The organism is Mesorhizobium sp. M1027, from assembly GCF_040318745.1.
GTDB lineage: Bacteria > Pseudomonadota > Alphaproteobacteria > Rhizobiales > Rhizobiaceae > Mesorhizobium.
The window spans coordinates 162,921-187,257 of record NZ_JAMYMW010000011.1 but is presented as its reverse complement, the minus strand read 5'-3'; the positions used below and the strand labels follow the sequence as shown (position 1 = coordinate 187,257).

Annotated in this window: 25 protein-coding genes and 1 tRNA gene; 18 read left to right on the top strand and 8 right to left on the bottom strand. The window is 62.3% G+C overall.

Annotation, left to right across the window (positions count from 1 at the left end; genetic code table 11):
- Nucleotides 1-78 precede the first annotated feature (78 nt).
- Nucleotides 79-558 (bottom strand): SsrA-binding protein SmpB, encoded by a 480-nt coding sequence (smpB, locus tag NKH50_RS21750; RefSeq protein ID WP_023768487.1) that lies wholly within the window; start codon nucleotides 556-558, stop codon nucleotides 79-81.
- A 25-nt stretch (nucleotides 559-583) separates the two neighbouring features.
- Nucleotides 584-1,465 (bottom strand): 4-hydroxy-tetrahydrodipicolinate synthase, encoded by an 882-nt coding sequence (dapA, locus tag NKH50_RS21745; RefSeq protein WP_352756397.1) that lies wholly within the window; start codon nucleotides 1,463-1,465, stop codon nucleotides 584-586.
- 227 nt (nucleotides 1,466-1,692) lie between these two features.
- On the opposite strand from dapA, the gene NKH50_RS21740 reads away from it, so the two are divergent.
- The gene (locus NKH50_RS21740; protein ID WP_352880959.1) at nucleotides 1,693-3,801 is read left to right on the top strand and encodes a lytic transglycosylase domain-containing protein; all 2,109 of its coding nucleotides are present in this window, start codon (nucleotides 1,693-1,695) and stop codon (nucleotides 3,799-3,801) included.
- A gap of 241 nt (nucleotides 3,802-4,042) precedes the next feature.
- On the top strand, nucleotides 4,043-4,936 hold the full coding sequence (locus NKH50_RS21735) for an alpha/beta fold hydrolase (protein WP_352880922.1): 894 nt from the start codon (nucleotides 4,043-4,045) through the stop codon (nucleotides 4,934-4,936).
- 51 nt (nucleotides 4,937-4,987) lie between these two features.
- Here the strand turns inward: NKH50_RS21735 and NKH50_RS21730 are convergent.
- Together NKH50_RS21730 and NKH50_RS21725 are read right to left on the bottom strand one after the other, a co-directional pair.
- Nucleotides 4,988-5,078: transfer RNA gene (locus NKH50_RS21730), tRNA-Ser, on the bottom strand.
- The gene (locus tag NKH50_RS21725) at nucleotides 5,040-5,219 is read right to left on the bottom strand and encodes a hypothetical protein (protein ID WP_352880920.1); all 180 of its coding nucleotides are present in this window, start codon (nucleotides 5,217-5,219) and stop codon (nucleotides 5,040-5,042) included. Before NKH50_RS21725 ends, NKH50_RS21730 begins: the two co-directional genes overlap by 39 nt.
- A 308-nt stretch (nucleotides 5,220-5,527) precedes the next feature.
- Here NKH50_RS21725 and NKH50_RS21720 point away from each other — a divergent pair, with 308 nt between their 5' ends.
- The 11 genes from NKH50_RS21720 (at nucleotide 5,528) to NKH50_RS21670 (ending at nucleotide 15,899) form a co-directional block, all read left to right on the top strand.
- Nucleotides 5,528-6,733: a porin gene (locus NKH50_RS21720; protein ID WP_352880918.1), complete on the top strand. Its 1,206-nt coding sequence runs from the start codon at nucleotides 5,528-5,530 to the stop codon at nucleotides 6,731-6,733.
- Between the two features lie 154 nt (nucleotides 6,734-6,887).
- Nucleotides 6,888-7,994 carry a pyridoxal phosphate-dependent aminotransferase gene (locus NKH50_RS21715; protein ID WP_352880916.1) on the top strand — a complete coding sequence of 369 codons (1,107 nt, stop codon included), beginning with the start codon at nucleotides 6,888-6,890 and terminating at the stop codon, nucleotides 7,992-7,994.
- A 90-nt stretch (nucleotides 7,995-8,084) separates the two neighbouring features.
- Nucleotides 8,085-8,363 (top strand): acylphosphatase, encoded by a 279-nt coding sequence (locus NKH50_RS21710; protein WP_352880914.1) that lies wholly within the window; start codon nucleotides 8,085-8,087, stop codon nucleotides 8,361-8,363.
- A 146-nt stretch (nucleotides 8,364-8,509) separates the two neighbouring features.
- Nucleotides 8,510-9,172: a TetR/AcrR family transcriptional regulator gene (locus NKH50_RS21705; RefSeq protein WP_352880912.1), complete on the top strand. Its 663-nt coding sequence runs from the start codon at nucleotides 8,510-8,512 to the stop codon at nucleotides 9,170-9,172.
- A 48-nt stretch (nucleotides 9,173-9,220) separates the two neighbouring features.
- A complete protein-coding gene (locus NKH50_RS21700) occupies nucleotides 9,221-10,384 on the top strand; it encodes an isovaleryl-CoA dehydrogenase (RefSeq protein ID WP_352880910.1) in 1,164 nt (387 codons plus the stop codon).
- A gap of 82 nt (nucleotides 10,385-10,466) precedes the next feature.
- The gene (locus tag NKH50_RS21695) at nucleotides 10,467-10,859 is read left to right on the top strand and encodes an AbrB/MazE/SpoVT family DNA-binding domain-containing protein (RefSeq protein ID WP_352880908.1); all 393 of its coding nucleotides are present in this window, start codon (nucleotides 10,467-10,469) and stop codon (nucleotides 10,857-10,859) included.
- Entirely contained in the window at nucleotides 10,856-11,239 is a 384-nt protein-coding gene (locus NKH50_RS21690; protein WP_352480311.1) for a type II toxin-antitoxin system VapC family toxin, read from the top strand. The genes NKH50_RS21695 and NKH50_RS21690 overlap by 4 nt, the downstream gene beginning before the upstream one ends.
- Before the next feature lie 4 nt (nucleotides 11,240-11,243).
- On the top strand, nucleotides 11,244-12,851 hold the full coding sequence (locus NKH50_RS21685) for a carboxyl transferase domain-containing protein (RefSeq protein ID WP_352880906.1): 1,608 nt from the start codon (nucleotides 11,244-11,246) through the stop codon (nucleotides 12,849-12,851).
- Nucleotide 12,852: 1 nt separating this feature from the next.
- Nucleotides 12,853-13,383 carry an O-acetyl-ADP-ribose deacetylase gene (locus tag NKH50_RS21680; RefSeq protein ID WP_352752351.1) on the top strand — a complete coding sequence of 177 codons (531 nt, stop codon included), beginning with the start codon at nucleotides 12,853-12,855 and terminating at the stop codon, nucleotides 13,381-13,383.
- 196 nt (nucleotides 13,384-13,579) lie between these two features.
- Nucleotides 13,580-13,864: a hypothetical protein gene (locus tag NKH50_RS21675; RefSeq protein WP_352507508.1), complete on the top strand. Its 285-nt coding sequence runs from the start codon at nucleotides 13,580-13,582 to the stop codon at nucleotides 13,862-13,864.
- A gap of 49 nt (nucleotides 13,865-13,913) precedes the next feature.
- Nucleotides 13,914-15,899: an acetyl/propionyl/methylcrotonyl-CoA carboxylase subunit alpha gene (locus NKH50_RS21670; RefSeq protein WP_352752353.1), complete on the top strand. Its 1,986-nt coding sequence runs from the start codon at nucleotides 13,914-13,916 to the stop codon at nucleotides 15,897-15,899.
- Nucleotides 15,900-15,981: 82 nt separating this feature from the next.
- On the opposite strand, the gene NKH50_RS21665 is transcribed toward NKH50_RS21670, so the two are convergent.
- Nucleotides 15,982-17,103: a branched-chain amino acid ABC transporter substrate-binding protein gene (locus tag NKH50_RS21665; RefSeq protein ID WP_254819977.1), complete on the bottom strand. Its 1,122-nt coding sequence runs from the start codon at nucleotides 17,101-17,103 to the stop codon at nucleotides 15,982-15,984.
- A gap of 375 nt (nucleotides 17,104-17,478) precedes the next feature.
- Nucleotides 17,479-17,745 carry an SEL1-like repeat protein gene (locus tag NKH50_RS21660; protein ID WP_010915070.1) on the bottom strand — a complete coding sequence of 89 codons (267 nt, stop codon included), beginning with the start codon at nucleotides 17,743-17,745 and terminating at the stop codon, nucleotides 17,479-17,481.
- Between the two features lie 459 nt (nucleotides 17,746-18,204).
- Here NKH50_RS21660 and NKH50_RS21655 point away from each other — a divergent pair, with 459 nt between their 5' ends.
- From NKH50_RS21655 to NKH50_RS21635, 5 genes are all read left to right on the top strand, one after another.
- Complete coding sequence (locus tag NKH50_RS21655) at nucleotides 18,205-18,549, top strand: DUF2147 domain-containing protein (RefSeq protein ID WP_023677801.1); 345 nt, start codon at nucleotides 18,205-18,207, stop codon at nucleotides 18,547-18,549.
- A gap of 210 nt (nucleotides 18,550-18,759) precedes the next feature.
- Nucleotides 18,760-18,912 carry a hypothetical protein gene (locus NKH50_RS21650; RefSeq protein WP_023677802.1) on the top strand — a complete coding sequence of 51 codons (153 nt, stop codon included), beginning with the start codon at nucleotides 18,760-18,762 and terminating at the stop codon, nucleotides 18,910-18,912.
- Between the two features lie 41 nt (nucleotides 18,913-18,953).
- On the top strand, nucleotides 18,954-19,148 hold the full coding sequence (locus NKH50_RS21645; RefSeq protein WP_352454349.1) for a hypothetical protein: 195 nt from the start codon (nucleotides 18,954-18,956) through the stop codon (nucleotides 19,146-19,148).
- A gap of 80 nt (nucleotides 19,149-19,228) precedes the next feature.
- The gene (locus tag NKH50_RS21640) at nucleotides 19,229-20,731 is read left to right on the top strand and encodes an AMP nucleosidase (RefSeq protein ID WP_352540756.1); all 1,503 of its coding nucleotides are present in this window, start codon (nucleotides 19,229-19,231) and stop codon (nucleotides 20,729-20,731) included.
- A gap of 80 nt (nucleotides 20,732-20,811) precedes the next feature.
- Complete coding sequence (locus tag NKH50_RS21635) at nucleotides 20,812-21,849, top strand: endonuclease/exonuclease/phosphatase family protein (protein ID WP_352616882.1); 1,038 nt, start codon at nucleotides 20,812-20,814, stop codon at nucleotides 21,847-21,849.
- Between the two features lie 30 nt (nucleotides 21,850-21,879).
- On the opposite strand, the gene NKH50_RS21630 is transcribed toward NKH50_RS21635, so the two are convergent.
- Together NKH50_RS21630 and NKH50_RS21625 are read right to left on the bottom strand one after the other, a co-directional pair.
- Nucleotides 21,880-22,476 (bottom strand): DUF922 domain-containing protein, encoded by a 597-nt coding sequence (locus tag NKH50_RS21630; RefSeq protein ID WP_352501795.1) that lies wholly within the window; start codon nucleotides 22,474-22,476, stop codon nucleotides 21,880-21,882.
- Between the two features lie 111 nt (nucleotides 22,477-22,587).
- Nucleotides 22,588-24,267 carry an electron transfer flavoprotein-ubiquinone oxidoreductase gene (locus NKH50_RS21625; protein ID WP_352471023.1) on the bottom strand — a complete coding sequence of 560 codons (1,680 nt, stop codon included), beginning with the start codon at nucleotides 24,265-24,267 and terminating at the stop codon, nucleotides 22,588-22,590.
- Nucleotides 24,268-24,337 lie beyond the last annotated feature (70 nt).

Sequence of the window (24,337 nt, the reverse complement as noted above, 5' to 3'; positions counted from 1 at the left end):
CCTGCCCGCCGCTATGGCTCCGGGCGTTCGTCGCTCGAAAAGCCAAATCATTGGCTTTCCTCCGCTTCGGACCGCCCCTCACCCTCGCTCTTTCAGCAGCCGGCCCTTCTCGCGCGACCAGTCGCGCTGCTTTTCGGTCTCGCGCTTGTCGTGCAGCTTCTTGCCGCGGCCAACGGCGAGCAGCAGCTTGGCACGGCCCTGGTCGTTGAAGTAGATCTTCAGCGGCACCAGCGTCATGCCTTCGCGGTCGACGCTTTGCGCCAGCTTGGCCATCTCGCGCTTGTTGAGCAGGAGCTTGCGGCGGCGGCGTGGCTCGTGGTTAAAGCGGTTGGCCTGCAGGTATTCCGGCAAATAGGAATTGATCAGCCAGATCTCGCCGCCCTCGACCGATGCGTAGCTGTCCTGGATGTTGGCCTGGCCCTGGCGCAGCGACTTCACCTCGGTGCCGGTCAGCACAAGACCGGCCTCGATCGTGTCGAGCACCTCATAGGAAAACCGCGCCTTGCGGTTTTCCGCAACGGTCTTGTTGTTGGGATCGGCTTTTCTGACTTGATTCATGATGCGGAGAGGTGGCGCCTCATCCCTAGTTTATCAAGCCGGCGTGCTTCATCGCTGCGTCGATCTTCTCGGCGGTCGACAGATCGACCGTCATTAGCGGCGAGCGCAGCACGTTTTCGACCTTGCCCAGCTTCGACAGCGCATATTTCGCGCCCGAAACGCCGGGCTCCATGAAAATCGCCTTGTGCAGCGGCAACAGACGGTCCTGCAGGTCGAGCGCCTTGGCACTGTCGCCGGAAAGCGTTGCCTCCTGGAATTCGGCGCAGAGCCTGGGCGCGACATTTGCTGTCACCGAGATGCAACCGACACCGCCATGCGCGTTGAAGCCGAGTGCCGAGGCGTCTTCGCCGGAGAGTTGGATGAAATCCTTGCCGCAGGTGGCGCGCTGCTCTGAAACCCGCTCGACCTTGCCGGTGGCATCCTTGACGCCGACGATGTTCTTGAAGTCGTGCACCAATTGCCCCATCGTCTCCGGACTCATGTCGACCACCGAGCGCGGTGGAATGTTGTAGATGATGATCGGCAGGCTGGTCGCCTTGGCGACGGCGGCGAAATGCGCATAGAGGCCGCGCTGCGTCGGCCTGTTGTAATAGGGCGTGACGACAAGGGCCGCGTCGGCGCCCGCCTTCTCGGCATACTGAACCAGGCCGACCGCCTCTTCGGTATTGTTGGAGCCGGCGCCGGCGACGACCGGAACCCGGCCCTTGGCGACCTCGATGCAAACCTTGACGACTTGGCGGTGCTCGTCATGCGACAGCGTCGGCGACTCGCCGGTGGTGCCGACCGGGACCACGCCCGTCGTGCCTTCGGCGATCTGCCAGGCTATAAACGCGCGAAAGGCTTTCTCGTCGAAACGGCCGCTCTTTTCGAACGGTGTGACGAGCGCGGTCAGCGAGCCTCTCAGCATGTCGTCCAACTCCTTGGGGCCTTTCGGGTTTTGTCGTGCGCGCCTTCTAGCCGAAAGCGAAGCCGCGCACCATAGTCTCGACATTGTTGCGCGGCAAGCATTGCGCCGGCAATCGCAATTCGAACGACCTCAATAAGATTTTCTTTACGGGCCCTTCACCACCGACGAATAGGCTTCGGTTCAACTGTGCCTGCTGTAACGTCGAAGAACAGGAAATGACCAGATCCATGCCGGCCAGGCGGCCTCATCTTTTCGCGCTTTTCGGCGCGATCGTCGCGCTGATACCCGGCGCGGCGATCGGCGGCAGCGTCGATATGCGGGTCACGTCGGCGATCCCGATGACGGCGCCGGACAACGATGCGCTGCCGCAGTCCCCGTCGCCGTCCGCCAGCGTTGCGGTGCTGAAGAGCGGTCTCGACGCGCTGGCGGCAAACGACATTCAGCGCGCGCGCCAGGTGCGCGAGGCGCTGCCGACCAAATCGCTAGACCGGCACATCCTTGCCTGGGCGATAGCGCTTTATGGCGGCGACCAGGTGCCGAGCGGCGACATCGCCGATGCCGCGAAGATGCTGCCGAACTGGCCGGGCACGATCGCCTTGCGCAAGAACAGCGAGCGCGCGCTCTATCGCGAGAACCCCGCGCCACATGTCGTGGTGCGGGCGTTCGACGGCAGCCAGCCGCTGACCTTCGAGGGCGTGGTGATCCTGGCCCGCTCCTATGTAGCGCTGGGCGATACGAAGGCGGCGCGCTCGGTGCTGTCGCCATTCTGGCGCACCGAAAAGCTCGAAGCCAAGGACGAGGCGGCGGTCATCCGCGAGTTCGGCGCGCTGATCCCGGCCGCCGACCATCGCTTCCGCATGGAGCGCATGTTCTATGCCGACCGGGTCGCTTCGGCGCTGCGCGTCGCCGGTCTCGCCGGCGCCCAGCAATTGGCCGACGCCTGGGCGGCAGTCACCAAAGGCGACAAGAACGCGGCCAAGCTGCTGAAGGCGGTGCCGACAGCGCAGCGGGCGGCTGGCTATCTCTTTGCCGAAGCCGAATATCTGCGCAAGCAGCAGAAATTTTCCGACGCCGCCGCGCTGGTGATGAAAGCGCCGGGCGACCGTGACGCGCTGGTCGATCCGGACGCCTGGTGGGTGGAGCGCCGGGTGCTGTCGCGCGAGCTGGTCGACCAGGGCGACATGAAGACCGCCTACAGAATAGTCGCCGCGCACGCCGCCGAAAGTGCCGCCAATGCCGCCGAGGCGGAATTCCACGCCGGCTGGTACGCGCTGCGCGGCCTCAACGATCCCGGCACCGCCGCCAAGCATTTTGCGCGAATCGCGGAGCTCGCCCAAGGGCCGATGTCGCTGTCGCGCGCCTATTACTGGCTCGGCCGCGCTGCCGAAGTCGGCGGGCCCGGCAATGCGAAGGATTATTTCAGCCGCGCCGCCAGCTACGGCACGACCTTTTACGGCCAACTCGCCGGCGAGCGCGTCGGCCGGCAGACCCTCAACATCGTCTACCCCCAGCCAAGTGCCGCCGACCGCCGGAATTTTGCCACCCGCGAGGCGGTCAGCGCCATCAAGCGGCTGCAGGAGGCCGGCTATGACCGCTACGCGGAAACGCTCTACCGCGACCTTGCCGGGCAGCTGAACAGCCCCGGCGAACTGGCGCTGCTTGCGGCGCTGGCGGAAAGACAAGGCAACCATTTCATGGCGCTGAAGGTCGGCAAGATCGCCGGCGCCCGCGGCATCGACGTCGGCGCGCTGTCGCATCCGCTCGGCGTCATTCCCGACACCGCCAACGTCTCCGGCTCGGGCAAGGCGCTGGCCTATGCGATTGCCCGCCAGGAAAGCGAGTTCAACATCGGCGCTGTCTCCAGCGCCGGCGCGCGCGGACTGCTGCAGCTGATGCCGGGCACGGCCAAGCAATTGGCGAAGAAGGCCGGCATGACATTTTCTCAGGCCCGGCTGACCACCGATGCCGGCTACAATGCAACGCTCGGCGCTGCCTTTCTCGGCGAGCAGCTCGGCCGTTTCGATGGCTCCTACGTGCTGACCTTCGCAGGCTACAATGCCGGCCCCACCCGCGCCGCCCAGTGGGTGGCGAAATACGGCGATCCGCGCGGCAAGGACGTCGACGCCATCGTCGACTGGATCGAGCGGATTCCCTATACGGAAACAAGAAGTTACGTCCAGCGCGTGATGGAGAACTACGAGGTCTACAAGATGCGTATCTCCGGCAAATACGACATTGTCGGGGATCTGGTGAACGGCCGGGGTCGACGACCGGGCTTCAAACCAGGCTGCGATCCTTCGCGCCTCCTCTGTCCTGCCGGACATCTCCCCCTCTAGTGGTGAGATTGGCAGCTTCGCTGAGGGGTACTTTTCTGCAATTTGGGATGTTATCGAAAACGGAGATGATGGCCGATCTCCCCTTTGAGGGCGCCTTGAGGGGGAGATGTCCGGCAGGACAGAGGGGGCGCTGTCCCACTGACATCTCGACGATTCTCAGCGCCGACGCTTCGATTTGACCGTCTCTGCCATCGTCTGTAGCAGTCGGGAACGATCCGGCAACTGCGAGGAGGCGGTCCATATGGCAATCGAGCAGGGTTTTTCCGACTTCTTCTACGCCGCGCCGGACGGGCTGTCCCTGCACGCCCGTATCTACGGCGAAGCAAATTCCGGCCATTGGCCAGTCGTTTGCCTGCCCGGCCTGACCCGCAATTGCCGTGATTTTCACGAATTGGCGTTTTTTCTGTCGGCACAGGCGAAGCGCAAGGTCGTCGCCTTCGATTATCGCGGGCGTGGGCAGTCCGCCTACGATCCCGATATCGGCCACTACAATATCGGCATCGAAGCCGGCGATATTCTCGCTGGGTTGGCAGCACTTGGCATCGAGGAGGCTGATTTCATCGGCACGTCGCGCGGCGGACTGATCATCCATGTGCTCGGGGCGATGCGGCCGGCCGTGCTGAAGGCCATCGTCTTCAACGACATCGGCCCGGTGATCGAGACGCAAGGTCTCGCCCATATCCGCTCCTATCTCGCCCCCACGCCGAGGCCGCAGACGTACGCCGAGGTGGTCCGCGACCTACGCAGCATCCATGGAGCGGATTTTCCGGCGCTGACCGATGCGGATTGGGAGCGGATGGCGTCAGCCCTCTACCGCGAGACCGAGGAAGGGTTCTTGCCCGATTTCGACCCGAGACTGGTCGACACGCTGACGGGCCTCGATCCCAGCCGGCCGTTGCCCGATCTGTGGCCGCAGTTCGAGGCGCTGGCGGCGGTCCCGATGCTCGTCATACGCGGCGCCAATTCGAAGCTGCTGTCCGCCGAAACGCTCGAGCAGATGCGGACGCGCCATGCCGATATCGAGACGATCACCGCCGACGGCCAGGGGCATGCACCGTTCTTGCAGTCCGGGATCCTGCCGGGCAGGATCGCTGATTTTTTCGATCGGGCGGAGCGGCGGGGTGGCAGGAAGTAAGGCTCGAGAACTGAGGAATTTATTGGGCAGTGCTGCACCGACTTTGAGCGGTGGCGGAGAGGATGGGATTCGAACCCACGAGAAGCTTTTGACCTCTACTCCCTTAGCAGGGGAGCGCCTTCGACCACTCGGCCACCTCTCCGTTGCGCCGGTGGATAAAGAAAAGCGCCGCCACAATCAACAAGCTGGTGTCACTATCGTCGAAAAATCGGGCTTCCGCCAAAATGCCACGTGTGGCTTGCGGCGATTCTGCGGCAATTCCCTGGCTGTTGAGTCGGCGCATGGTCACAGTTTGAGCGGGCCATTGCCGGAATTGGCTGGTATGCGGGGTTGCCGGGGCCTGATAGTTAATGGGAGCTTTCGGAGTGAGGCCAAATCGTGTCATTTGTGCAACAACGCTCGGCGATAGCGCCACCACAAACCTTTTGCCGGTACGATCGTGGTTGAACGACGCCGCCTCATGGGTAATGTCGGGTTTGAAGGAGCGGCGCGGTGCGCATCTTTTTCGGTAGTGGGGATGGGGCAGGGAACGCTGTCCTTCAGCAAAGAATACCCAGACCCGTTTTTTAACTTTTGACTGGAGGTCAGAAAATGAACATCAAGAGCCTGCTTCTCGGCTCCGCTGCGGCACTGATCGCAGTATCCGGTGCGCGCGCCGCCGACGCCGTCGTCGTTGCCGAGCCGGAACCCGCTGAATACGTCAAGATCTGCGACGTCTACGGCGCTGGCTACTTCTACATCCCCGGCACCGAAACCTGCCTGCGCATCGGCGGCTATGTCCGCTACGACATCGGCATCGGCGACGTCGGTTCGTTCGACGGTGCTGAGAATTTCGATCACGAAGATGGCGATATCCAGGACACCTACTCCAAGAACGCCCGCTTCAACCTGAAGACCTGGACCGCTCAGGAAACCGAACTCGGCACCTTGAAGACCTACACCGAGACCCGGTTCAATTTCGGCAACCGGAACCGTCACGTCAGCACCACAACCACCGATCCGGACGGCCCCGGTCCGCTGCTGCCGGTCACGACCATCGTCAGAAATGACGCCGAAAACAAGGGCGTTTCGCTGAACTTCGCCTGGATCCAGCTCGGTGGCCTGCGCGTCGGTAAGGACGAATCGGCCTTCAACACGTTCATCGGCTACGCCGGCAACGTCATCCAGGATACGCTGGTTCCTTACGGTGATTTCGACACCAACGTCGTCCAGTACTACTTCGATTTCGGCAACGGCTTCTCGGCCGTGGCTTCGCTCGAGCAGGGCGCGGGCCGCGTTGGGACCATCGACAGCTACGTTCCGCATGTCGTCGGCGGCCTGAAGTGGACGCAGGGCTGGGGCGCGATCACCGGCGTCATCGCCTACGACAGCAACTACGAAGAAGTGGCCGGCAAGGTTCGTTTGGACGTGAATGCAACCGACGCGCTGTCGCTGTTCATCATGGCGGGCTACGGCACTGACGATAACCTCAATGACCCGGGCAACTTTGTCCCAGCCAATGGCCGTGGTTTCTACAAGCAGTGGGGCGGCAACTGGGCGGTTTGGGGTGGCGGCACCTACAAGTTCAACGAGAAGACCTCGTTCAACGTGCAGGCTTCGGCTGACGACGACAAGAACTATGCCGTCGCGGCGAACATCGCCTACGACATCGTTCCTGGCCTGACGATCACCGCCGAAGTCGATTGGGACCACTACGGGCGGTTTAACGATCCGGCCAGCTTCACCAACGTCAACTGGACCAGTGCGGACAAGAAGGACAGCATTGGCGGCCTCCTCCGCTTCCAGCGCTCGTTCTAATAAGTTCGACCTGACCAATATTGAACCCGGCGGGCAACCGCCGGGTTTTTCTTTGAGCCATTCGCCGGCTGCCACATTTCAAGGCTGCCGCGGAACTTGCGCAGGCCAAGCCGGCAGGCTAGCAAGAAGGCCCCTTTTTTAACGAGCCTTTGCCATGCGCCCTCCCCTTACACCGCTCATCGCAGCGCTTCCCTCCACGGTGCCGTTTGTCGGCCCGGAGGCGCAGGAGCGCGACCGCGGCCGCGCCTTTCGCGCCCGCATCGGCGCCAATGAGAGCAGCTTTGGCCCTTCGCCGCGCGTCGTTACCCGCATGGCCGGGATTGCCGGCGACATGTGGATGTATTGCGACCCCGATAATCACGATTTGAAGGTAGCCGTAGCCAGGCATCTCGGCGTCGGCGCCGAAAACGTCGTCGTCGGCGAAGGCATAGACGGGCTGCTCAGCCTGGTTGCGCGCATGTATGTGGCGCCCGGCGACGCGGTGGTGACCTCGCTCGGCGCCTATCCGACCTTCAACTTTCATGTTGCCGGCGTCGGCGGCCGATTGGTCGCAGTGCCCTACGAGAACGATCGGGAAAACCTCGACGGCCTGCTGGCTGCGGTCGCCAGGGAAAAGGCGCCGCTTGTCTACCTGTCCAATCCGGACAATCCGATGGGCAGCTGGTGGGAAGCCGCCGAACTCGGCCGCTTCATCGAGGCATTGCCGGAAACCACAATGCTGGTGCTCGACGAGGCCTATGGCGAATTGGCACCGGCCTCGGCGCTGCCGCCGATCGATATCGCGCGGCCGAACGTCATCCGCATGCGCACCTTCTCCAAGGCCTATGGGCTGGCCGGCATACGCTGCGGCTATGCGGTGGCCGAGGCCCAAGTGATTCGCGACTTCGAGAAGATCCGCAACCATTACGGCGTCAGCCGCATGGCGCAGATCGCCGGCGTCGAGGCGCTTGCCGATCAAGCCTGGCTGGAAAGCGTGGTGGCGCGGGTCGCCTCCGGCCGCCGACGCATTGCCGGAACAGCCGAGGCGAACGGGCTGAAGCCGCTGGCTTCGGCGACCAATTTCGTCACCATCGATTGCGGCCGCGACGGCGCCTTCGCGCTGAAGGTGCTGCGGGCGCTGTTGTCGCGCGACGTCTTCATCCGCAAGCCGATGGTGCCGGTGCTCGATCGCTGCATCCGGGTCAGCGTCGGCCTCGACCACGAGCTCGACATTTTTGCCGAGGAATTGCCCGGCGCACTGGCGGCAGCACGGGGGAACTGAAGAGCCTTCGCCCTATGTGGCTGACTGGCGGCAGCGTGGTTGAATTTGCACGGCGATGCGCCAGACTCGACTCAGAGGATGGAGAGCGCGATGACCGACCGCACTGTACAAGTACGCATATATGGCAAGGTGCAAGGCGTCAGCTACCGGGTCTGGGCGCGGCGCGAGGCGTCGGCGCTTGGCCTCGCCGGGTGGGTGCGCAACGAAGTTGACGGCTCGGTGACAGCCTTGATTGCCGGGACCGGGGCGGCGGTCTCGACGATGATTGAGCGACTTTGGCAAGGGCCGCCAGGGGCAGCAGTTTCGAAGGTCGATGTCGAGGACATCGAGGCACGCAACACGTCCGCGGGTTTCAGGATTATTGCCTAGCAAGGCATGATCCTGCTCATTGCTTCCATCGGACAAAATCTCCAGGGTGCAGAGAGAGCAAACCTGAAGCCATTACCCTGCCCGAATGCTTCGGTCCTTGAATTAATTGAACGTTTGTTTTATTGTTTCGTGAAAGGCGGTTTGTCATGGCGCGTACGACCGGTTCCGACGGAGAAAAGACCGAAGCTGCGGTCCGCGAGGCGGCGGTCAGCCTGATTGCGCGTCTCGGCTACGAGGCGATGTCGATGCGCCAGCTGGCGGCCGAAGTCGGCGTCCAGGCGGCGGCGCTCTATCGCTATTTTCCGACCAAGCAGGACCTTCTGTTCACGCTGATGCGTGAGCATATGGAAGGCTTGATCGAGGCGTGGCGCGCAACACGCCCTGTCGGCGCCGATCCGGCAACCCGGCTTGCCGCCTATGTCGAAAATCACATCGCTTTCCATATCGAACGCCGCCATTCCACCCATGTCTCGAACATGGAGCTGCGCAGCCTGTCGCACGAAAAACTCACGCATATCCTGCGCATGCGCACGGCCTACGAGAAGGAGCTGCGCGCCATCCTGCGCGACGGTGTCGAAGCGGGGTTATTCAGCATCGAAGACACCGGGCTCACCGCCATGGCGCTGATCCAGATGATGACCGGCGTCATCGTCTGGTTCCGGCCGGGCGAACGGCTGTCGATCGCCGAAGTCACCGCTACATATCTAGCAATGACAATGCGCCTTGTCGGAACAAAGAGCGATGGCGCGAGGACGAGCCACGGCACCGTGCGTCCATTCGAGCGCGCAAAGGACGCTGTAGCACTTTGATTTCGCGCATGATCCCGATTTTCGCGGTCGTGCGCCGGGAGGAACGGCATGTACACGCAGACGCTCAACTTCGGGCTTGACGAAGACATCGAGGCGCTGCGCGATCTGGTGCGGCGCTTCGCCCAGGAGAAAATCGCGCCGATAGCCGCCGAGATCGACCGCTCGAACGAATTCCCGGCACAACTGTGGGTGGAGCTCGGCGGGCTCGGCCTGCTCGGCATCACCGCCGATCCCGATTTCGGCGGCAGCGGTATGGGCTACCTCGCCCATGTCGTGGCGATGGAGGAGATTTCCCGCGCTTCGGCCTCGGTCGGCCTCTCCTACGGCGCCCATTCCAACCTCTGCGTCAACCAGATCAATCGCTGGGCGACGCAGGCGCAGAAGGAAAAATATCTGCCTTCGCTCTGCAGCGGCGAAAAGGTCGGCGCACTTGCGATGTCGGAATCGGGTGCCGGTTCCGATGTGGTGTCGCTCCGCCTGCGCGCCGAAAAGCGCAACGACCGCTATGTGCTCAACGGCACCAAGATGTGGATCACCAACGGACCGGATGCCGAGACGCTGGTCGTCTACGCCAAGACCGATCCGGAACTCAATTCGCGCGGCATCACCGCTTTCATCGTCGAGAAAGCCTTTGCCGGTTTTTCGGTGGCGCAAAAGCTCGACAAGCTCGGTATGCGCGGCTCGAACACTGGCGAGCTGGTGTTTGAGAATGTCGAAGTGCCGTTCGACAATGTGCTGCACGAGGAAGGGCGCGGCGTCGAGGTGCTGATGTCGGGCCTCGACTACGAACGCGCCGTGCTGGCCGGCGGGCCGATCGGGCTGATGGCGGCGTGCCTCGACGTGGCGATACCTTACGTGCACGAGCGCAAGCAGTTCGGCCAGCCAATCGGCGAATTCCAGCTGGTGCAAGGCAAGCTCGCCGACATGTATGCGACGATGAACGCGGCACGTGCTTACGTCTACGCCGTAGCCGCCGCCTGCGATCGCGGTGAGACGGCCCGCAAGGATGCTGCCGGCTGTATCCTCTTCGCCGCCGAAAAGGCGACGCTGATGGCGCTCGACGCCATTCAGCTTTTGGGCGGCAACGGCTACATCAACGACTACCCGACCGGCCGGCTGCTGCGCGACGCCAAGCTCTACGAGATCGGCGCCGGCACCAGCGAAATCCGTCGTTGGCTGATCGGGCGGGAAATCATGGCGGAGAGCGCCTAATGGCATCCTTTTGAGCTTTTGCCAGAAGCCATACGATGTGGCATATTTCGGACTATGTGCCACAATCCTAGCGAGACGAACCATGGCGGGCAGAACGGGAAAGTCCGGATTTGACGAAGATCCGCAAGCACAGTTCGATGCCGGCGCTCGCAAAACGCCGCTTAGGGTTCCGGCGAAACGCGAGCGTGTCAAGCTTGGTGAGGGTGGGCGCTTCGTTATCCCTGCTGCGATGCGCGAGGAGATGGGCGTGAAGCCTGGCGAGGAGATGATCCTGCATGTCGAAAACGGCGAGTTGCGGGTAAGATCGTGGCTGCAGAATCTGCGACGCGTCCAGGCCGAATTGTTGGCGCTGAAACAGCCCGGTGAAAGCGTCGTCGACGAATTTCTGAAAGAGCGGCGGGAAGAGCAGCGTCGAAGCGACAAGCGTCTCGACCGGCTTCACGCCGAAGGGACGACAGGAAAGCGGGCGAAATGAAGCCCTACGTCATGGACAGTTCGGCGGCACTCGCAATCCTGCTCAACGAGCAAGGCACCGATAGTGCTTTGGGGTTCGCGCCGGATGCACAATGCAGTTCGGTCAATGCGGCCGAAATCATTGCCAAGCTGATCGACAAGGGACGCAGCATGGAACAGGCCGCGGACGACCTCGCCAGTCTCGGCATGCCGATCGCCGTTTTCGACGAAGCGATGGGCATCGCCGCCGGGCAGCTTCGCCAACTGACGCGGCATCGCGGCCTGTCGTTGGGCGATCGGGCCTGCCTCGCGCTGGCTATTCGCGAGAACGCCATTGCCGTCACCGCTGATCGCGATTGGAGCGACCTCGATGTCGGCTGCAAGATCGAGCTGATCCGGTAGCGCCATGGCCCCCCTCAACTCGCAGATTTCGCCCGCCTCCGATATTTTCCGCGCCAATGCCGAGCGCATGCGGGCGCTGGTCGCCGATATTGCTGAGAAAGCGGCCACGGTCGAACGCGGCGGCTCGGAAGATGCGCGCGAGCGGCACGTCTCCCGCGGCAAGCTCCTGCCGCGGCAACGCCTCGCCCAATTGCTCGATACCGGCTCGCCCTTCCTCGAAATCGGCCAGTTCGCGGCATGGTCGATGTATGGCGAGGACATTCCGTCGGCCGGCCTCATCGCCGGCATCGGGCGCGTCGAAGGCACCGAAGTGATGGTCGTCGTCAACGACGCCACGGTGAAGGGCGGCACCTATTATCCGCTGACAGTGAAGAAGCATCTGCGTGCACAGGAAATCGCGCTGCAGAACAATCTGCCTTGCGTCTATCTGGTCGACAGCGGCGGCGCCAATCTGCCCAATCAGGACGAGGTGTTTCCCGACCGCGATCATTTCGGCCGCATCTTCTATAACCAGGCCAACATGTCGGCCGCCGGCATTCCGCAGATCGCCTGCGTCATGGGGTCGTGCACGGCCGGCGGCGCCTATGTGCCTGCGATGTCGGACGAGACAATCATGGTGCGCAACCAGGCAACCATCTTTCTCGGCGGCCCGCCGCTGGTGAAGGCGGCCACCGGCGAGGACGTCACCGCCGAGGACCTCGGTGGCGCCGACGTGCACACAAGGCTTTCCGGCGTTGCCGACCACTATGCGCTCGACGACGAGCATGCGCTGGCCATATGCCGGCGTATCGTCAAAAACCTGAATCAGAACAAGACTGTAAGCCTTGCCTTACAGAAATCGGTTCCGCCGCTTCACGATCCACATGAACTCTACGGCATCGTGCCGACGGATCTGCGCCAGCCCTACGACGTACGCGAGGTAATCGCCCGCACCGTCGACGGCTCCGAATTCGATGAGTTCAAGCAGAGTTATGGCACCACGCTGGTCACCGGTTTTGCCCATCTCAGCGGCATGCCGGTCGGCATCATCGCCAACAATGGCGTGCTGTTTTCGGAAAGCGCGCTAAAGGGCGCGCATTTCATCGAGCTGTGCTGCCAGCGCAAGATCCCGCTGATTTTCCTGCAGAACATCACCGGCTTCATGGTCGGGCGGAAATACGAGGCCGGCGGCATCGCCAAGGACGGCGCCAAGCTGGTGATGGCGGTCGCCACCGCCAAGGTGCCGAAAGTAACGATGATCATCGGCGGCTCGTTCGGCGCCGGCAATTACGGTATGTGCGGACGCGCCTATTCGCCACGCTTCCTGTGGATGTGGCCGAATGCCCGCATTTCGGTGATGGGCGGAGAGCAGGCTGCAACGGTGCTGGCCGTGGTCAAGCGCGAAGGCATCGAGCGCAAGGGCGGAGAATGGAGCGCCGAGGAGGAGGCGAAATTCAAGAAGCCGATCCTGATGAAATACGAGCATGAAGGCCACCCGCTCTATTCGTCGGCAAGGCTCTGGGACGACGGCATCATCGACCCGGCCAAGACCCGCGAGGTGCTGGCGCTCAGCCTTTCGGCCGCGCTCAACGCCGAGATCGAAGAGACAAGGTTCGGCGTGTTCAGGATGTGAGATGAGCGAAATCGGCCAGAGGATTCGTATTCAAACCGGCGACATCACGAAGCTGGCGGTCGATGCCATCGTCAACGCCGCCAACACCTCTCTTCTCGGAGGCGGCGGCGTCGACGGCGCTATCCACCGCGCGGCCGGCCCCGAGCTTGTGGCAGAATGCCGGGCCTTGCATGGCTGCAAGGTCGGAGACGCAAAAATCACCAAGGGCTACAGACTGCCCGCGCGCTACGTCATTCATACGGTCGGGCCGGTCTGGCAAGGTGGCAGCAAAGGAGAAGCCGAACTGCTCGCCTCCTGCTATCGCCGGTCGCTCGAAATCGCCGCCGCAAAGGACTGCCGGACGGTGGCGTTTCCAGCGATCTCGACCGGGGCCTACCGCTACCCAAAGGATCAGGCGACGCAAATTGCTGTCGGGACCGTGAGCGCCTTCATCGGCCAGAACATCGTTCCGGAAACCGTCATTTTCTGCTGCTTCGACGAGCCGACGGCCGAATTGTATCAGCGGGTCGTTGCTGCACTCGGCAAAGCGTGATCCACAGCCATGAGAAATCTGCAGACCCATTTTCAATCATCCAACTGGCCATACAGAAAAATTGCGGCTATTGCTGTTTTTCAACGTCAATGGGGCTTGGGCGAAGGTGAAACAGCGACTTTTCCAGAAAACTACTGCCGCAATACTTTCGGGGTTACTTATATTGGCTGCACCAGGCACTGGCGCGGCGGGATCGTTGGCCGGAAGCGAAGGCGACAAGCGCTTTTCACCACTTCTGCCTGGCAGCGCCAAGGACGAGTGCACCAAGGCCTACAAGGCCTATGTCGCTGCAAGCGGCCATTCGGCATACGCCACGACGTCTTTCGTGCGGGTCAGGGACGGTTACGTCCTGTGTGGCGCCCACTACAACGCCTCGTCGCAAAAGGCGGCAGAGGCCATGGCGATGAAATCCTGCCAGAGCGCACGGGCGTACTACAAGGTGGCGGCCAGCGGCAACTGTCAGATCGCGGCTTCGAAGTAGACGGGCAAACGCCGATCCGGGATTGCCCGCGCCAAATCCGGGAGGCCCGATGTTCGCCAAGATCCTGATCGCCAACCGTGGCGAGATCGCCTGCCGGGTGGTCCGCACGGCACGCAGGATGGGTGTGCGCAGCGTCGCCGTCTATTCCGATGCCGACGCTCACGCCTTGCATGTCGAAATGGCCGACGAAGCGGTGCATATCGGCGCCTCTCCCGCCAACGAAAGCTATCTGCGCGGCGACAAGATCATTGCAGCGGCCTTGGCCACAGGTGCCGAGGCCATCCATCCGGGCTACGGCTTTCTTTCGGAAAACCCCGAATTCGTCGACCAGGTCGCGGCCGCTGGGCTGATCTTCATTGGGCCGTCGGCGGCCTCGATCCGTGCCATGGGACTGAAGGACGCGGCCAAGCGGCTGATGGAAAAGTCCGGCGTGCCTGTCGTTCCGGGCTATCATGGCGAAGCGCAGGAGATCGTGTTGCTCGCCTCCAAGGCGCGCGAGATCGGCTACCCCGTATTGATCAAGGCGCGCGCCGGCGGCGGCGGCAAGGGCATGCGGCGTGTCGAGCATCCCGATGATTTTTCGGAAGCACTGTCGGGCGCGCGGCGCGAGGCGAAAGCCGCGTTCGGTGACGACCGCGTCTTGGTGGAAAAATATGTCGATAAGCCGCGCCACATCGAAGTGCAGGTGTTTGGTGACAATTTCGGCAACGCCGTACATCTTCACGAACGTGACTGCTCGGCGCAGCGCCGCCATCAGAAGGTGATCGAGGAGGCGCCTGCCCCCGGCATGACGCCGGCACTGCGCAAGGCGATGACCGAGGCGGCGGTGAAAGCCGCCAAGGCAATCCACTATTCCGGCGCCGGTACCATCGAGTTCATCGTCGATGCCTCGCAAGGTCTGAAGGCCGACCGTTTCTGGTTCATGGAAATGAACACCCGCCTGCAGGTCGAGCACCCCGTCACCGAAATGGTCACCGGCATCGACTTGGTCGAGTGGCAGTTCCGGGTAGCCTCCGGCGAAAAACTGCCGAAGACGCAGAGCGAGATCGCGCTCTCCGGCCACGCCTTCGAGGCGCGCATCTATGCCGAGGACGCGGCAAGAGGGTTTTTACCGGCGACCGGCACCTTGCACCATTTGAAATTTCCGCAGCCAGCACCGGAAGGTGCGACCATGCGCATCGAAACCGGCGTGCGCGCCGGCGATGCGATTTCGCCGTTTTACGACCCGATGATCGCCAAGCTGATCGTCCATGGCAGGGACAGACGGGCGGCGCTCACGGCACTTGGCGAGGCGCTGTCGCAGACCGAAATCGCCGGCTCGACCGTCAACACTGGCTTTCTTGCCGCGCTGGCCGCTGATGCAGCTTTTGCGGCGGGCGATGTCGATACCGGCCTGATCTCCAGGCATCAGCAGGCGTTGACGGCGGTTGCGCCGCCGAGCGGTGAGACGATTGCCGCCGCGGCACTTGCCGCGTCCGGTGCGCGCGACTTGCCGTCCTCGGACGATCCCTGGTTGTCGCTGGCCGGCTATGCGCATTTCCACGCTGTAGTGCGGCGCATGCTGCTGAAGTTTGGGGAGCAGGAGATCGTCGCGCGCGTGTCGGTGCGGCCGGACAGACGGTTCGAGGTGGCGCTGGAAGCGCCCTATGACAGCGTCAATTCGCATGATCTCCGTACCGCCCCTCGCCTCGCCCGCTGGCCGGGCCACGTCACCGTCTTCGAGGGCGCTATCGGCTACGATTTTGCCGTGCCGGACCCGTTGGCGCGAGCCGACGAAGCCGCCGCTTCCGGCAGCCTGCGCGCGCCGATGCCGGGCCTGGTCAAATTGGTGCGTGCGGCAAAAGGCGACGCGGTGATCAAGGGCCAGCCGCTGCTGATCCTGGAGGCGATGAAGATGGAGCACACCATTGCTGCGCCCCATGACGGGCTTATCGCCGAGATCGCCGCCGAAGGCGCGCAGGTCACAGACGGAACCGTGCTGGTTCGCTTTGCCGAGGAACCACAGCTGACCGCAGTTTCATTATCCACGAAGTGACCCCGAGCGCGTCACAAAAGGCACCGCAAAGATGAAAATGGCCGGGTTTGAGCCGGCCATTTTCAATTACAACATAGTTCTATCAGGGCTGGATCGGCGCGTATTTGCCGTCATGCCACTGGTTGATGTCGTAGCTGGCGTTCTTGAGGTCGCCCTTCTCGTCGAAGGTGACCGGCCCGACAACCGTGCTGATCGGCTGGCCGTTCTTCAACGCCTCGGCGACCTTGGCCGGGTCGTCGCTGCCGGCGCGTTTGATGCCCTCGGCGAATGCCTGGATCACGGCATAGGAAAACAGCGTGAAGCCCTCCGGCACAAAGCCGCCGGCCTTGATCTTGGCGATGGCTTCCTTGGCTTCGGGCTTCGACTGCGGATCCGATGGGAAGACGAACATGGTGCCTTCGCCGGCCGGACCGGCAACCTGCCAGAATTCCGGCGAAGCGATCGAGTCCGGCATGATCAACTGGAACTTGAGGTTCTGCTCCGCGGACTGGCGCAGGATGAGGCCGGCTTCGGGGTGATAGCCGCCGAAATAGACCACATCAGCCTTCAGCTCCTTGAGCTTGGTAACGAGCGCGGAATAGTCCTTCTCGCCGGCGTTGATGCCCTCGTAGAGGATTTCATTGAGACCGTTCTGGTTCATCGTTGCCTTGACGGCATCGGCCACGCCCTGCCCATAGGCGCTCTTGTCGTGCAGGATGACGACTTTCTTGCCGGCATATTTCTTGGCGATCCAGGGACCAATAAAAGCGCCCTGCGCATCGTCGCGCGTATAGAGGCGCATGATCGTCGGCCAGCCGGCCTTCGCCGCTGCGTCGGTCAACACCGGGTTTGAGGAAGCCGGACTCATCATCAGCGCACCGGCTTCTGCGTAGACAGCGGAGGCCGGGATGCTGGAGCCCGAGCAGGCGTGGCCATCGATGAACTTGACACCATTGGCGATGATGCGGTTGGCGACCGAAACCGCCTGCTTCGGATCGCACTGATCATCCTCGATGTCGAGCTTGATCTGGCGACCGTCGACGCCGCCAGCCGCGTTGATCGCGTCGGCGGCGGCTTGCGCGCCTTGCTTGAACTGATCGCCGATGGTGGCAAGCTGCCCGGTCATCGGTCCGACCACCGAAAAGGTGATGTCGTCGGCGAAGGCGAGCGGCGCGGTCATCATCAGGCCAAATATGGCTGCGCTCAAAATACTGAATTTCTTCATGGTAACATAACTCCTCCACTCTCGCGCAGCCGCCCGGCCGCGCCTCTTCCAGAGTGGCGGGAGAATTTCATCCTTCGCCGGAGCTGTCTAGACGCATCGTCGGCGCTCGATTGGGCCTGTAACATGCGGTACCAAAGACAAAGCCGCGCCAGCCCTGTTCCGGCCGGTCGCGGCTTTTGCCATTGAGCTTGCCGGCGCATCCGCGCCGGAACCCGCTGGCCTTCCCTGTCTGTTGCACGGCTCGGCCTGATCAGCCTGCCGTGTTCTTGGTTTTGACTTGGTCGGCCATCTTGCGCGGCCTCTTTTCTTCGGGGCCAGCCGTCTGCGCGGCCTTGACCCGAAGCGTCCCTGTCAGTGAACTCAGTGTCGGCGAATTCAGTGCATCGTCATCCATTCGCGAGCTTCGCGCAGCGCCTTGGCGATCTCGACCTTCGACATGGCGGCAGACAATTCGGAGCGCAGTTCCGCGGCGCGGGCCGAACCCTTGATCGCGGCGATGTTGAACCATTTGTGGGCGGCGACGACGTCGGTCTCGCAATCGCGGCCAGTCGCATACATCATGCCCAACTCGAAAAGAATATCGGCCTGGGCGGTTGCCCCCATGGCGCCGAAGCCGGCTTCAAGCATTTCAAAACGTGCCACTTCAAATCCCCTGTTCTGGCTCCCGAGAGCTGTCTCCGTATGTCCCTCGGTGTCCTTGATTACCGTCGGGGGCGGCCGCTCTTTCGATGCTTTCGAGAATGCCCCGGAGGCTTGAATCCGTCGTTAAATGGCGTGCTTAATTTGAGGAAAACAAAGCTAAAACAAGAGGTAAACACGAAAATTCGTTAAGGATACAAAGCCAGCAATCGCGCCGGTTTGCACAAGATTTGAAGAAAACTTGCGAGGCGCGGATCAAGACTCCGCTAACCACAGAAGACAAAGACGTGTGCGGCCCGTTTCATTTTTCGCCGGCGCGGCCGTTCGGGAGCGGGCAAAAACCCGCAACCCTTCCGTGGCGGCACCGCTTTTGTTTTTCCGGGAGCTGGACTAGCTTACGTTTGCGTAAGGGGCAGACACCCGGGACGGAGCCCGATTGGACTTACCTGAGGGAGGAAAGACATGTTTCGACAAGTGAGCCTGGCCCTCGCGGCCGCAATAATGATGACCGGCGCGGCATGGGCCGATCCGATCGAAGGCAATTGGAAAACGCAAGCCGGATCGACTGCCGCCATTTCGGGTGGCGGCGGGGCATTTTCGATTACGCTCAAATCCGGCAAATTTGCCGGCAAGAACATCGGTTCACTGAAGGTTGCCGGCGACAACAAATATGCCGGCACGATAACCGACCCGGAAACCGACAAGACCTATTCGGGCAAGGCTTCGCTTTCCGGCAGTTCTCTCAAGATGAGCGGCTGCGTGCTCGGCGGGCTGATCTGCAAGAGCCAGACCTGGCACAAGCTCTGATCGTGCCCTTCCTGCCGGGGTGAGCGGGGCCAGTCGGCCCCGTTTTCATGTTATCGGTCTCGCAGCCATGGTGTCGCCATGGGTCGCTGCACTCACAGCGGACCCTCTCAGAGATCATCAACCATTTTTGAACCGCAGATGAACGCCGGGATCAGAGCCGGTTCAGCCGGGGCAAGGCATTGTCATGCGTGTTGAAGGAGACACCGCGCAATGCTTGCCCGCCGCTTCACCATCGTCTGCCTGCTGATGAGTCTGTTCGGCATGTTGTTCGCCGTCCTTGTCGCCGAAGCCGGCCGGCCGTCCCGCTCCTGGGACGTCGCCAGTTCCTGCCGACTCGGTTGCTTGAACCATCTTCACCACTGAAACGACAAAGAGCTGAACCTTTAGAGAAAAGCAAAACGCCAATGAACCGCCTCGCCGCCAACACCCTCAAGACGCTTCGGCTGCTGCCGCGCGCGGCGCTCATCCTGACTGTTCTTTCGGTACCGGTACTGGCCGTGCCGACGATGCGCACCAATGCCGGCTCGACGATCGAGGCGCCTGCGTTGAGGAAGTCAGGCCTCGGCTTTGTGCTGCTGGTTAGCCTGCAGCGCGGTTAGCAGACCGAAAAACGCCGACAGCGCGTATTGAGGCCGCCTTACCCCCTCCCAACCGCGCGTCCAACTCTCTATATTGGGTCATGGAAAAGCGAATCTATCCCCAAGCCATTGAATCGGTGGTCACGCCGGAGCCGTTTGGCCGGCAGAGCTTCAACGACGCCAAGAAGGCGGTCGCCGCCCTACAGGTGCTTTACGACCGCAACACCAAGTTCCTGCGCGATTCATTTACCGCGCTCGCCGCGGGCGGCGACAACAACAAACGCTACCGGGCTTTCTATCCGGAGATCGGCGTCACCACGAGTTCCTTCACGCAAATCGACTCGCGGCAGGCCTATGGCCACATGCCGACGCCGGGGCATTTCTCAACCACCGTCACCCAGCCTGCTCTTTTCGAAAGCTACCTCACCGAACAGCTTCGGCTGATCATGCGCAACCACGGCGTTCCCGTCACGGTTTCGGAATCGACCACTCCCATCCCGCTGCATTTCGCCTTCCTCGAAGGCACGCATGTCGACGGGACTGCTGCCGAGCGCATCAAACGGCCGATCCGTGACCTGTTCGACGTGCCGGATCTCGACGGCACCGACGACCAGATCGCCAACGGCACGTTCGAAGTGGCATTGGGCGAGGCACGGCCGCTGGCGCCGTTCACCGCGCAACGCATCGACTATTCGCTGCACCGGATGTCGCATTATACGGCGACCAGTCCCCAGCATTTCCAGAACTTCGTGCTGTTCACCAACTACCAATTCTACATCGACGAATTCGTCGCCCGTGCACGCGAATTGATGGCCAATGGCGGTGATGGATATGTCGAGTTCGTCGAGCCGGGCAACATCGTGACCAAAGCAGGGGACGGCGCGCCCGGTGAGGGTGCTGCGCCGCCTCGCCTGCCGCAGATGCCGGCCTATCATCTGAAGAAGCCGAATCATGGCGGCATCACCATGGTCAATATCGGCGTTGGGCCTTCCAACGCCAAGACGATCACCGACCATATTGCGGTGCTCCGGCCGCATGCCTGGGTGATGCTCGGCCATTGCGCCGGCCTGCGCAACACGCAGGCGCTCGGGGATTATGTGCTGGCCCATGCCTATGTACGAGAAGACCATGTCCTCGACGACGATCTTCCGGTCTGGGTGCCGATCCCGCCGCTAGCCGAAATCCAGGTGGCTCTGCAGGAAGCGGTCGCCGAGGTCACCGGGCTTTCCGGATATGATCTCAAGCGCATCATGCGCACTGGCACCGTCGCCACTATCGACAACCGCAATTGGGAGCTGCGCGACCAGCGCGGGCCGGTCCAGCGGCTGTCGCAGTCGCGGGCGATCGCGCTCGACATGGAATCGGCGACGATCGCCGCCAACGGCTTCCGCTTCCGGGTGCCCTATGGCACGCTGCTTTGCGTATCCGACAAGCCGCTGCATGGCGAATTGAAGTTGCCGGGCATGGCGACCGAGTTCTACAAGCGGCAAGTAGCGCAGCACCTGACCATCGGCATCAGGGCGATGGAGAAGCTGGCTGAAATGCCGATGGACCGACTGCATTCGCGCAAACTCAGGAGCTTTTCGGAAACTGCCTTCCAGTAAATGCCGAATCGCATGTGTCGGTCCAGGTCAGGACATTTCGTCATCTTGATTGAGCCGCACTTCTGCCGATAGACAAAGCGATGGCACGTGTTCGGGACATGACGGTTGCGCTGGCATTCGTCGCAATGCTTGCACTCTCGGCCGCGCTGGTGGCCGGGTTCTTCGGATCGCTGCATCCGGCCCTCGATTCCTTTGCTCATTTCCGCGTCCATTTTTCGGTGCTGATGGCGCTTTGCGCGCTGCCGCTGCTCGCCACCTCGTTTCGCCTGCAGGCCGCGGTCGCATTGCTGTTTGCGATAGCCTCCTTTGCCACCACGCAGAATGCCTTGCCGCTTTCGCGGCTATGGCAGGTGCAGGCCGCCTACGAAGCCAAACTCGGTGACGAGCCAGTCTACCGCCTGCTGCAGATGAACCTCAGGTTCAACAATCCAACGCCTGAGAAGGTGCTGTCGCTGATCGGCCGGACCCAGCCTGATGTTATCACCCTCGACGAGGTGTCCGAAACGTGGAAGGCAAAGCTTGGGCTGCTATCCGGCGGCTATCCCTACCGGATCCTCTGCCCATATCCCAATGGCGTGTTCGGCGTTGCGCTGCTGTCCAGACGACCGTTTGGCATAGGCACGGAGCCGCACTGCGACAGCCGCGGCGCGATGGCGATCGCCACGGTCGATTTCGGCGGAACCGACGTCGATGTCGCCGCCATCCACCTCACCTGGCCATGGCCGCACAACCAATCACGGCAGATTGGAGGGTTGTCTGACGAAATCGCCTCGCTTGGCGAGACGTCGATCCTGGCAGGCGACTGCAACGCAGCGCCATGGAGCGCCGCCGTCCGGCGCGTCGCATCGCTTGGCAAGCTGACTGTAATGCCGTCGGTCGGGCCGACCTGGCTCTACAGAAGGCTGCCGGATTTCCTGCGCTTCGCCGGACTGCCGATCGACCAGGTCTTCAGCAAGGGCGCCATTGTTATCCATTCGGCGTCGACCCTTGAGGACACCGGCTCAGACCATCTGCCGGTGCTGGTGGAGTTTTCGCTTCGGTCGGATGAACAAAAGCCGCTCGACGAGCACCAGACGGCGACCGCGCTTGCGGCGCTGCCTGGCGGGACGCGAAGCTGAAAATCCGCAGTCCAATCTCGACCTGGCTTATTACTGGCCCACAAAAGCGCGGATGAGGTGCTCGACAGGGCCGCCGTCGCGATGCTCGTGCGCATCGAAGGCGATCTGCTTTGCCTCGTATTCGGCATAGATGGCATTGATCCGGCGCTTTGCCTCGCGACGTGCCTCGAAACAGTGCGGGTCATCACCGACTGTCAGCCCTCGAACCGACTTTTCGGTGGCCCGCATCATCTGTCTGGCGATGCGGCCATGGGTCTCTTCATGGGCGCGAACGCCAGCGAAGAACCGCTTCCAGCGCTTCTGCAGCGCAGGCGACGTGGCTGAGACTAGTTTGGGATAGGTATAGAAGAGATTGAGCGTCCCGTTGGCCTGGCGCAGGCGGCAGACGCCGTTTTCCCGTTGGGCGTCGAAGGTCCAATCATCGACGCTGTAGCCGGTCTGCGCGATGGCGTGGGTCATGAAGCCGTGCTTCGGCCCACTGCGATCCATGGCCTCGATCAGGGCCGCGCCGGTGGTTCCGGCAATGTTGTAAGTTCGTGTCTTGACCAGCACCTTAGTGCCGGCCAAGGCTGCAGGGGCGCACAATGCCCCGATCGCCACAACGCTCGTCAGAACTGCCAGGCGCATTTTTCCTTCCTCCCTGTCGCCGCAGAAAGGAAACACAGGCAGGCGGTTTATTCAACAATCCTACGGTTGCGCTGCTCCTCATCTTGTTTAGTCCGGAGCAAACCTTGTGACTTACATGTTCTGGTAGACCGGGCCCTCGCCGCCCTGTGGCGGCACCCAATTTATGTTCTGGTTCGGGTCCTTGATATCGCAAGTCTTGCAGTGCACGCAGTTCTGCGCGTTGATGACGAAGCGCACATCCTTGGCCGCAGGATCGGCGGCGGCATTGCCATCCTTGTCGACCCATTCGTAGACGCTGGCCGGGCAGTAACGCGTCGAGGGTCCCGCATAGACGTCATGCTCAGAGCGCTTCTGCAGGTCCATGTCGGCGACGAGCAGATGCACCGGCTCGTTCTCCTCGTGGTTGGTGTTGGACAGGAACACCGACGACAGCCGGTCGAAGGTCAGCACCCCGTCCGGCTTCGGGTAGGCGATCTTCTGGTGCGCGGCGGCCGGTTCCAGCGTCGCATAGTCGGCCCTGCCGTGCTTCATCGTGCCGAAGGGCGAGAAGCCGAACAGCGTGTTCAGCCACATGTCGAGGCCGCCAAGGCCGACGCCGACAATGGTGCCGAAGCGCGACCATAGCGGCTTGACGTTGCGCACTTTCTTCAGGTCCTTGCCGATATCGGTGGCGCGCCAGGCGGCCTCGTAGGAGGCCAGCTCGTCATTGGTGCGGCCGGCGGCTATCGCATCACAGACATGCTCGGCCGCCAGCATTCCGGAGAGCACGGCATTGTGCGAGCCCTTGATGCGCGGCACGTTGACGAAGCCGGCTGCGCAGCCGATCAGCGCACCGCCAGGGAAGGACAGTTTCGGCACCGATTGCCAGCCGCCTTCGGTGATGGCGCGGGCACCATAGCCCAGCCGCTTGGCACCCTCGAAGGTGCCGCGGATCGCCGGATGGGTCTTGAAGCGCTGAAACTCGTCAAAGGGCGACAGATAGGGATTCTTGTAGTTCAGGTGAACGACGAAGCCGACTGCCACCTGGTTGTCCTCGAGATGGTAGAGGAAGGAGCCGCCGCCGGTCTTCAAATCGAGCGGCCAGCCGAAGGAATGCTGGACAAGGCCCGGCCGGTGGTTTTCCGGTTTGATCTGCCAGAGTTCCTTGAGGCCGATGCCGTATTTTCCGGGCTCACGACCGTCGGAAAGGTGGTATTTGGCGATCAGTTGCTTGGCCAGCGAGCCGCGCGCGCCCTCGCCGATCAAGACATATTTGCCCATCAGCGCCATGCCCGGCGCAAAGCCCGGACCGTGCGTGCCGTCCTTCTCGACGCCCATGTCGCCGGTGACGACGCCGGTGACCGCACCGGCCTCGTTGTAGAGCAGGCCGACCGCGGCAAAGCCCGGATAGATCTCGACGCCCAGCGCCTCGGCCTTGGTCGCCAGCCAGCGGCAGACATTGCCGAGCGAGACGATATAATTGCCGTGATTGTTCATCAGCGGCGGCATCAGGATATTGGGCAGACGGAACGAACCGGCGGGGCCGAGAACCAGGAAATGGTCGTCGGTGACCGGTGTCCTGAAGGGATGACCCTCCTCTTCGCGCCAGCCGGGCAGCAGCCGGTCGATGCCGATCGGATCGACGACGGCGCCGGACAGGATGTGCGCGCCGACTTCGCCGCCCTTTTCCAGCACGACGACGGAAAGCTCGGGATTGACCTGCTTGAGACGGATCGCGGCGGCGAGGCCGGCCGGGCCGGCGCCGACGATGACCACGTCGAATTCCATGCTTTCGCGTTCGATATCGCTCATCGATCCCTCACTGGCTCGCTATTCCCGGCATCTTGCTGGCTCACGCGCTGCATAGCGCATCAAATAGCGA

Bases quoted from the DNA above. Each gene is read 5' to 3' on its own strand.
- smpB (WP_023768487.1), bottom strand. From the start codon at position 558: ATGAATCAAGTCAGAAAAGCCGATCCCAACAACAAGACCGTTGCGGAA.
- NKH50_RS21645 (WP_352454349.1), top strand. From the start codon at position 18,954: ATGAACCGCCTCGCCGCCAACACCCTCAAGACGCTTCGGCTGCTGCCG.
- NKH50_RS21665 (WP_254819977.1), bottom strand. From the start codon at position 17,103: ATGAAGAAATTCAGTATTTTGAGCGCAGCCATATTTGGCCTGATGATG.
- NKH50_RS21635 (WP_352616882.1), top strand. From the start codon at position 20,812: ATGGCACGTGTTCGGGACATGACGGTTGCGCTGGCATTCGTCGCAATG.
- NKH50_RS21690 (WP_352480311.1), top strand. From the start codon at position 10,856: ATGAAGCCCTACGTCATGGACAGTTCGGCGGCACTCGCAATCCTGCTC.
- NKH50_RS21640 (WP_352540756.1), top strand. From the start codon at position 19,229: ATGGAAAAGCGAATCTATCCCCAAGCCATTGAATCGGTGGTCACGCCG.
- NKH50_RS21670 (WP_352752353.1), top strand. From the start codon at position 13,914: ATGTTCGCCAAGATCCTGATCGCCAACCGTGGCGAGATCGCCTGCCGG.
- NKH50_RS21695 (WP_352880908.1), top strand. From the start codon at position 10,467: ATGGCGGGCAGAACGGGAAAGTCCGGATTTGACGAAGATCCGCAAGCA.
- NKH50_RS21625 (WP_352471023.1), bottom strand. From the start codon at position 24,267: ATGAGCGATATCGAACGCGAAAGCATGGAATTCGACGTGGTCATCGTC.
- NKH50_RS21735 (WP_352880922.1), top strand. From the start codon at position 4,043: ATGGCAATCGAGCAGGGTTTTTCCGACTTCTTCTACGCCGCGCCGGAC.
- NKH50_RS21710 (WP_352880914.1), top strand. From the start codon at position 8,085: ATGACCGACCGCACTGTACAAGTACGCATATATGGCAAGGTGCAAGGC.
- NKH50_RS21720 (WP_352880918.1), top strand. From the start codon at position 5,528: ATGAACATCAAGAGCCTGCTTCTCGGCTCCGCTGCGGCACTGATCGCA.
- NKH50_RS21680 (WP_352752351.1), top strand. From the start codon at position 12,853: ATGAGCGAAATCGGCCAGAGGATTCGTATTCAAACCGGCGACATCACG.
- NKH50_RS21630 (WP_352501795.1), bottom strand. From the start codon at position 22,476: ATGCGCCTGGCAGTTCTGACGAGCGTTGTGGCGATCGGGGCATTGTGC.
- NKH50_RS21685 (WP_352880906.1), top strand. From the start codon at position 11,244: ATGGCCCCCCTCAACTCGCAGATTTCGCCCGCCTCCGATATTTTCCGC.
- NKH50_RS21700 (WP_352880910.1), top strand. From the start codon at position 9,221: ATGTACACGCAGACGCTCAACTTCGGGCTTGACGAAGACATCGAGGCG.
- NKH50_RS21740 (WP_352880959.1), top strand. From the start codon at position 1,693: ATGCCGGCCAGGCGGCCTCATCTTTTCGCGCTTTTCGGCGCGATCGTC.
- NKH50_RS21715 (WP_352880916.1), top strand. From the start codon at position 6,888: ATGCGCCCTCCCCTTACACCGCTCATCGCAGCGCTTCCCTCCACGGTG.
- NKH50_RS21655 (WP_023677801.1), top strand. From the start codon at position 18,205: ATGTTTCGACAAGTGAGCCTGGCCCTCGCGGCCGCAATAATGATGACC.
- NKH50_RS21705 (WP_352880912.1), top strand. From the start codon at position 8,510: ATGGCGCGTACGACCGGTTCCGACGGAGAAAAGACCGAAGCTGCGGTC.
- dapA (WP_352756397.1), bottom strand. From the start codon at position 1,465: ATGCTGAGAGGCTCGCTGACCGCGCTCGTCACACCGTTCGAAAAGAGC.
- NKH50_RS21725 (WP_352880920.1), bottom strand. From the start codon at position 5,219: ATGCGCCGACTCAACAGCCAGGGAATTGCCGCAGAATCGCCGCAAGCC.
- NKH50_RS21650 (WP_023677802.1), top strand. From the start codon at position 18,760: ATGCTTGCCCGCCGCTTCACCATCGTCTGCCTGCTGATGAGTCTGTTC.